Raw genomic sequence first — 6,833 nt, 5'->3', positions numbered from 1 at the left:
GCCAGTGCACCGATCGACGGTCTGGCCGGTGACACCTGCGGCTTCAACCAGGCCCCGTTCACCACCCTGATTCCCTCGACCAAGCGCTACCAGGCCTACGCCAACGGCACCTTCCGCCTTGGCGACAACGTCGAAGCGTTCGGCGAAGTGCTGTACAGCCAGATCAAGAGCGCTGCGTGGTTCGGCAGCAGCCCGTTCTTCACCCTGGAAAGCGGTCGCTTCGCACTGAACGCGCAGACCGGCCTCGCCGAGCCGGTGTCGTCCAACCTGCCGGCCGGCAATCCGTACAACCCGTACGGCCGCGCGATTCCGATCGAATACACCTTCTTCGACCTCGGCGGCACCATCAAGACCAACCGGTCCACCGCCTACCGCGGTGTGTTCGGGCTGCGTGGCAACACCGAGAAGTGGGACTGGGAAGTGGCCGCGTTCGGCGCGCGCAGCAGCGAGCGCGAAACCGTCTCCGGCGGCTTCGCCAACCGGTGGGCCCTGGCCAATGCGCTGGCGACCGGCAGCTACAACCTGCTGAATCCGGCGGCCACGCCGCAGTCGGTACGCGATTCGATCAACATCGCCACCCTGCGTCCGGCCGAGTCGGTGCTGCAGGGCATCGATGCGAAGATCTCCGGCAGTCTCGGCCGCACCTGGGCCGGCGACATCGGCTTCGCTGCCGGTGCCGAATGGCGCCGCGAGAAGCTTGATTCGAACAACCCGTGGCAGATCGATGCCGGTCTGCAGGTGCGCCCGGCGATTGCCGAAGTGCATGGCGAGCGCAAGGTCAGCGCCGCCTATGCCGAGGTCAACGTGCCGCTGGCCTCGACCCTGGAGCTGTCCGCCGCCGCCCGCGCCGATCATTACGATGATTTCGGCGACGCGTTCTCGCCCAAGCTCGGCCTGCGCTGGCAGCCGCTGGATTTCCTGCTGGTGCGAGCCTCGGCGTCGAAGGGCTTCCGTGCGCCGTCGCTGTCGGAGAACTCCAACAGCACCAGCATCGCCTACGGCAGCGTGGTCGATCCGCGTGATCCGGACGTGCCGGGCTCGCGGCAGAACCCGACCTTCTTCACCGTCGGCAACAACGACCTGAAGCCGGAGCGTACCAAGAGCGTGAACTTCGGCGTGGTGCTGTCGCCGTGGGCGAACACCAACCTGAGCATCGACTACTACCGCATCCAGCTGGACAACCTGGTCGGTACCAACAACACCCAGACCCTGGTCAACGACAACGTCGCCGGTGCCGTGCAGCGCGATGAACGTGGCAAGCTGCAGGCGGTCTACAACCGCTACCAGAACCTGAGCGAGCTGAAGACTTCGGGCATCGACGTTGAACTGCGCCAGCGCATCCCGACCACCGCCTTCGGTGACTTCACCGTGACCTCGGCCTACACCCATGTGCGCGACTACCGGCGCCCGACCGTGGTCGGTGGTCCGTTGGTGGATTACGCCGGCAGCAACCTCGGCGCCACCCTGCCGAAGAACAAGGCCACCACCACCCTGGACTGGAAGTACAGCGACTACACCGCTGCGGTGACCTGGTACTACACCAGTGGCTACGACCAGAAGGCCAGCACCGCCGCCGCCGCGGTGCAGAGCCGCGTCGATGCCTACAACCAGTTCGATCTGTACCTGGGCTACACCGGCATCGAGAACCTGACCGTGTATGCCAAGGTGCAGAACCTCGGTGACAAGACGCCGCCGTACGACGCCTCGTTCCCGGGTATCCGCGCACCGTACGACTTCAGCCAGTACGACCTGCGTGGCCGCTACTTCACGCTGGGCTTCGATTACCGCTTCTGATCCACCCGCCGCGGCCGGCCACCCCGTGTGGTCGGCCGTGTTGCCATGTTCCAGGGGAGTCACCGTGTCCTTCCACCGCCGTGCTGTTTTCCCGCTGTTGCTCGCCGTCGCCGCTGCCGTATCGCTGCCGTCCGCGGTGCATGCGCAGAGCGCCTATTTCTTCCCGCAGGCCACCGATGCAGCGGCCTTCGATACCGCCATCCCAACGCCAGAGCAGTTCCTCGGCTATCCGATCGGCAGCCGTTACACCCGCCATGACCAGCTGGTGGCTTACTTCCAGGAGCTGGCCAAGCACTCGGACAGGATCAGCGTGCGCGAGATCGGCCGCAGCTATGAGGGCCGTCCGTTGCTGATCGCTACCGTCACCGCTGCCGGCAACCACGCGCGGCTGGAACAGATCCGCCAGCAGCACGCGACCCTGGTCGATCCGGCACAGCCGCGCAGCGCTGCCGGTGACAGCCCGGTGGTGGTGTGGCTGGGCTACAGCGTGCACGGCAACGAGACCTCCAGCGGCGAAGCGGCGATGCTGACCGCTTACTACCTGGTGGCCAACCGCAGCGCGGAAACGCAGCAGTGGCTGCAGCAGGCGGTGGTGCTGTTCGACCCGGCGCAGAATCCCGATGGCCGCGACCGCGCCGCCAATTGGCACAACGCTTGGGCGTCAGATCCGGCCTCGGCCGATCCGGCCGACAAGGAGCACGTTGAGCCGTTCCCGCAGGGCCGCACCAACCACTACTTCACCGATCTCAACCGCGATTGGCTGGCGCTGACCCAGCAGGATTCGCGACCGAAGGTAGCGCAGTTCCACCAGTGGTACCCGAACGTGCAGATCGACTTCCACGAGATGGGCAAGGACAGCACGTACTACTTCGAGCCATCGCCGAAGAGCATGCATAGTCCATTGATCCCTGCAGCGTCGTACGAGTTCAACAAGACCCTGGCCAAGTACCACGCCCAGGCACTCGATGCGCTGGGTTCGCTGTACTACACCGGTGAGAACTTCGACAATTTCTCGCCCGTGTACGGCTCGACCTATCCGGACTTCCACGGCGCGGTCGGCGTCACCGTGGAACAGGCCAGCTCGCGTGGTCGCGTGCAGGAATCGGTGAACGGCCTGCTGACGTTCCCGTTCACCATCCGCAACCAGGTTGCCACCGGCCTGGGCACCGTGCGCGGTGCGGTGACCGAACGCAGCGCGCTGTTCGATCTGCAGAAGCAGTTCTTCCAGAGCGCGCTGAAGCAGGCCGCGCAGCAGCCGGTGAAGAGCTTCGTGTTCGGCGACGCGCATGATCCGGCATTGACCCGACGCCTGCTGGAGCTGCTGTTGCTGCACAGGATTGAAGTGCATGCGCTGGATCGCGCTGTCACCGTTGATGGCCAGCGTTTCGAAGCAGGCAGTGCCTACGTGGTGCCGGTGCAGCAGGCGCAGTTCCGGCTGGTCCATTCGATCTTTGCCGAGACTCCGCCGATCAAGGGCGACGTGTTCTACGGCAGTACCAGCTATGCGATCGCCCCGGCCTACGGCGTGGCCTCTGCCGGCAGCCGCAGCCGCATCGATGGCGGCGCCCGCGTGCTCGAGGTTCCCGCAGTACAGGGCGGGGTGATCGGCGGTGAAGCGGGCTTCGCCTACGTGATCGACTGGCGCGACTACAACGCGGGCCGCGCACTGGCCGGCCTGCAGGCCAAGGGCTTGTCCACGCGTGCCACCTTCCAGCCGTTCACCGCCAGCACCGCACAGGGTGACGTGGCCTTTGCCGGTGGCAGCATCGTGGTACCGGTGGCCGGGCAGCCACTGCAGGGCGCGGCGCTGCAGGAGGCGGTCGCCGCCGCCGCGCGGGCAGCCGACGTGCAGGTGCATGCGCTGTCCAGTGGCCGCAGCCGTGATGGCATCGACCTTGGCAGTGACGGCGTCAAGGCACTGCGCAAGCCAGCAGTGGCGCTGGTGATGGGCGAGGGCGTGGCCGCCACCGAAATCGGTTCGGCCTGGTTCCTGCTCGACCAGCAGCTTCGCCTGCCGGCCAGCAAGCTGGACCCGCAGCAGCTGGGCAAGGTATCGCTGGACCGCTACACCACGATCGTGCTCTCCGGCGGCACCTACACGGGCATCGACGCAACCGCGGTAGCGGCACTGAAGCGCTGGATCCAGGCCGGTGGCTCACTGGTGACCTATGGCAGCGCTTCAAAGTGGGCGATCGAACAGAAGCTCGCCGACGGCGAGAAGCTGGGCAAGGAAGAGGACGCGGGAGACACCGCGCGCCGCGCCTTCGGTGACCAGCGCGATATCGCTGCGATCGAGCGTGTCAGCGGCAACATCCTCAGCGCCGACGTCGACCCCAGCCATCCCCTTGCGTTTGGCGTGCCGCGCCGACAGCTGGCGATCAACAAGGAGAACACGGTCATCCTGCAGCCGAGCACGAACGGGTTTTCCACGGTGGTGCGGATCGACGACACGCCGCGGGTGAACGGGTATCTGTCCGAACGCAACCGCAGTCGCGTGGCTGGCAGCGCGTGGCTGCTGGTGTCGGCGCAGGGGCAGGGCAATGTGATCCTGTTTGCGGATGATCCGGCGCATCGCAAGTACTGGCATGGCACCGACCGGTTGCTGATCAACGCGATCTTCTTTGGGAATCTGGTGAATCCGGCGAAAGCGCGGGGTTGAGGCGTTCGGCGCCGAGTTGCTATTGAGCTTGGGAGGCAGGGGGCCTCAGTCAGGACACGCCGTAAACCCATCCATGGGGGCTCGATGGCGCCATCCATGGCGCCAACGGTCCTGCCTGAGGCCCCCTGCCTCCCATGACAGTTTCCTGCGGGCGCGGACGCATCAAACCCAGAGCGGGAGCAAGGGCAAAAGCAAAAGCAAAAGCTGGAATTCCGGCTTTTGCTTTTGTCTTTGTCTTTGTCTTTGAATTTGATCCTTCTTCTCCCGGCTACCCGGCGGGACAAGAAGGCGCTGGAAATCTCTGAAGCGGCGTAGGGCGGAGTGGGCGCAAAACCGTGAGCGCCATGGATGGCGCGACCGAGCCCCCATGGATGGGTTTACGGCGTGTTTTGCGCCCACTCCGCCCTGCGCCGCCTCAAGCCAAGCCCACCGCCAGCTTTCAAACCATCCGACAGCCAGCAACAAAAAAGGGACGACGCGTCAGCGTCGTCCCCCGATAAGCAGCCCCCGCGCAGCGGGAGACGCGATCCCTGTCAGCTGGGATCAGCTGGCGCGACCGCCACCGCCACCCTGGCCGCGGCCACGACCGCCACCCGTATTGGCACCGCCACCGCGACGCTGGCCCTGACCGGCACCTGCGCCCGCGCGCTGCTGGCCGTTGCCAGCGCCCTCGCGGCGGCCACCGCCGGCCTTCTTCGGGCCTGCATGTGCATGACGCGGCGCATCGCCGTGCGGACGGCGCGCGTGGGTCTTGCGCGGCACGCGCTCGCCGGTATCGGCCTCGGCCTTGCCCGGAGCACTGTTGCCCCAGCGGATCGGCGTCTGCAGCTCGAAGCCCGGCACATCGCGGATGTCCATGTCGCGGCCCAGCAGGCGCACGATCGCGCGCAGCAGCTTCACTTCATCCTGCGCAACCAGCGAAATCGCTTCACCGGTAGCACCGTTGCGGCCGGTACGGCCAATGCGGTGCACGTAGTCTTCGGCCACCATCGGCAGATCGAAGTTGATCACCTTCGGCAGCTCGTTGATGTCGATACCGCGCGCGGCGATGTCGGTGGCCACCAGCACGGTGACACGGCCGGCCTTGAAGTCGCCGAGCGCACGCAGGCGCTGGCCCTGGCTCTTGTTGCCGTGGATCGCCGCGGTCTTGATGCCGGACTTTTCCAGGAACGCGGCCAGCTTGTCGCTGCCGTGCTTGGTGCGGGCAAACACCAGGGTCTGCTCGCGGCTGTCCTGCGCCAACAGGTGCAGCAGCAGGTCGCGCTTGCGGCTGGCATCGACCGGATGCACCTTGTGGGTGATGGTCTCGGCCACGGTGTTCTTCGGCGTCACCTGGATCTGTTCCGGGTTGCGCATGAACTCCAGCGCCAACTGGCGGATGTTGTCCTCGAAGGTGGCCGAGAACAGCAGGGTCTGGCGGTTCTGCTTGGGCAGCTTGGCCAGGATGCGCTTGATCGAGGGCAGGAAGCCCATGTCCAGCATGCGGTCGGCTTCGTCCAGCACCAGCACTTCAATGCCGGACAGGTCGATGCTGCGACGCTCCAGGTGGTCGATCAGGCGGCCCGGGCAGGCCACCAGCAGGTCCACGCCGCGACGCAGGATGTCGAGCTGGTTGCCCATGCCGACGCCGCCGTAGATGCAGGCGCTGGGGATGCGCAGGTACTTGCTGTAACCGCGCAGGCTGTCATGCACCTGGGTGGCCAGTTCGCGGGTCGGTGCCAGGATCAGCGCGCGCGGCTTGCGCGGGCCGGTACGCACTTCCTGCGAAGCGGTGCCCAGGTGCTGCAGCAGCGGCAGGCCGAACGCGGCGGTCTTGCCGGTGCCGGTCTGTGCGCCGGCCAGCAGGTCGCGACCGGCCAGCACCAGCGGGATCGCCTGCTGCTGGATCGGGGTCGGGGTTTCGTAACCCTGCTCGGCGAGCGCACGCAGCAGGAAGGGCGCAAGGCCCAGGGATTCAAAAGACATCGAGATTGCTCCAAGTACAGTTAACGCCTGTCCGAACGGACAGACGGGGGCAGATCAAACTGATCGGCTGACTCGGAGCGTTCCCGTGAACCGCGCTGCGAGAATTGGGTGCAGCCAACGCGAAGCGCAGGCTGGAATGCGTGACGAACGGCGTCGGAGTGGGGGCGGGCGATGGGGCGGACCCCTGTCGCCGGCGATCCCGGAGGGAAACGGACGGCCGCTGCAGACCCGCATAGTCTAGCGGAAGGATGAGACCTGACGCAAAACAGGCTGTTCAGGTTGGGTTTTCCGGCAGGGCTGCGCCCTGCACCCGCCGAGGCCAAGGCAACGGCAATGGCAACGGCAACGGCAACGGCAAAAGCCGGCATTCCGTGGCATGGCAGGGTGGGTCCGGTTGCGGGGGACGCTGCAAGTA

At 66.1% G+C, this 6,833-nt stretch carries 4 protein-coding genes; 3 read left to right on the top strand and 1 reads right to left on the bottom strand.

What is annotated here, in order from left to right:
• The 3 genes from DBR20_RS02275 to DBR20_RS22030 all read left to right on the top strand — a co-directional run.
• On the top strand, positions 1-1,794 hold a 1,794-nt coding region (locus tag DBR20_RS02275), incomplete at its 5' end, for a TonB-dependent receptor (RefSeq protein WP_258223173.1).
• A gap of 64 nt (positions 1,795-1,858) precedes the next feature.
• Positions 1,859-4,453 (top strand): M14 family zinc carboxypeptidase, encoded by a 2,595-nt coding sequence (locus DBR20_RS02270; protein WP_108265044.1) that lies wholly within the window; start codon positions 1,859-1,861, stop codon positions 4,451-4,453.
• Positions 4,454-4,587: 134 nt separating this feature from the next.
• Complete coding sequence (locus tag DBR20_RS22030) at positions 4,588-4,758, top strand: hypothetical protein (protein ID WP_181392998.1); 171 nt, start codon at positions 4,588-4,590, stop codon at positions 4,756-4,758.
• A gap of 238 nt (positions 4,759-4,996) precedes the next feature.
• Here the strand turns inward: DBR20_RS22030 and DBR20_RS02265 are convergent, their stop codons facing one another.
• Entirely contained in the window at positions 4,997-6,418 is a 1,422-nt protein-coding gene (locus tag DBR20_RS02265; protein WP_099820407.1) for a DEAD/DEAH box helicase, read from the bottom strand.
• Positions 6,419-6,833 lie beyond the last annotated feature (415 nt).

The sequence above is a fragment of the Stenotrophomonas sp. HMWF023 genome (genome assembly GCF_003060985.1).
Taxonomy (GTDB): Bacteria; Pseudomonadota; Gammaproteobacteria; order Xanthomonadales; family Xanthomonadaceae; genus Stenotrophomonas; species Stenotrophomonas lactitubi.
The sequence above is the reverse complement of the archived record's forward strand: the minus strand, read 5'-3'. Positions and strand labels throughout refer to the sequence as shown.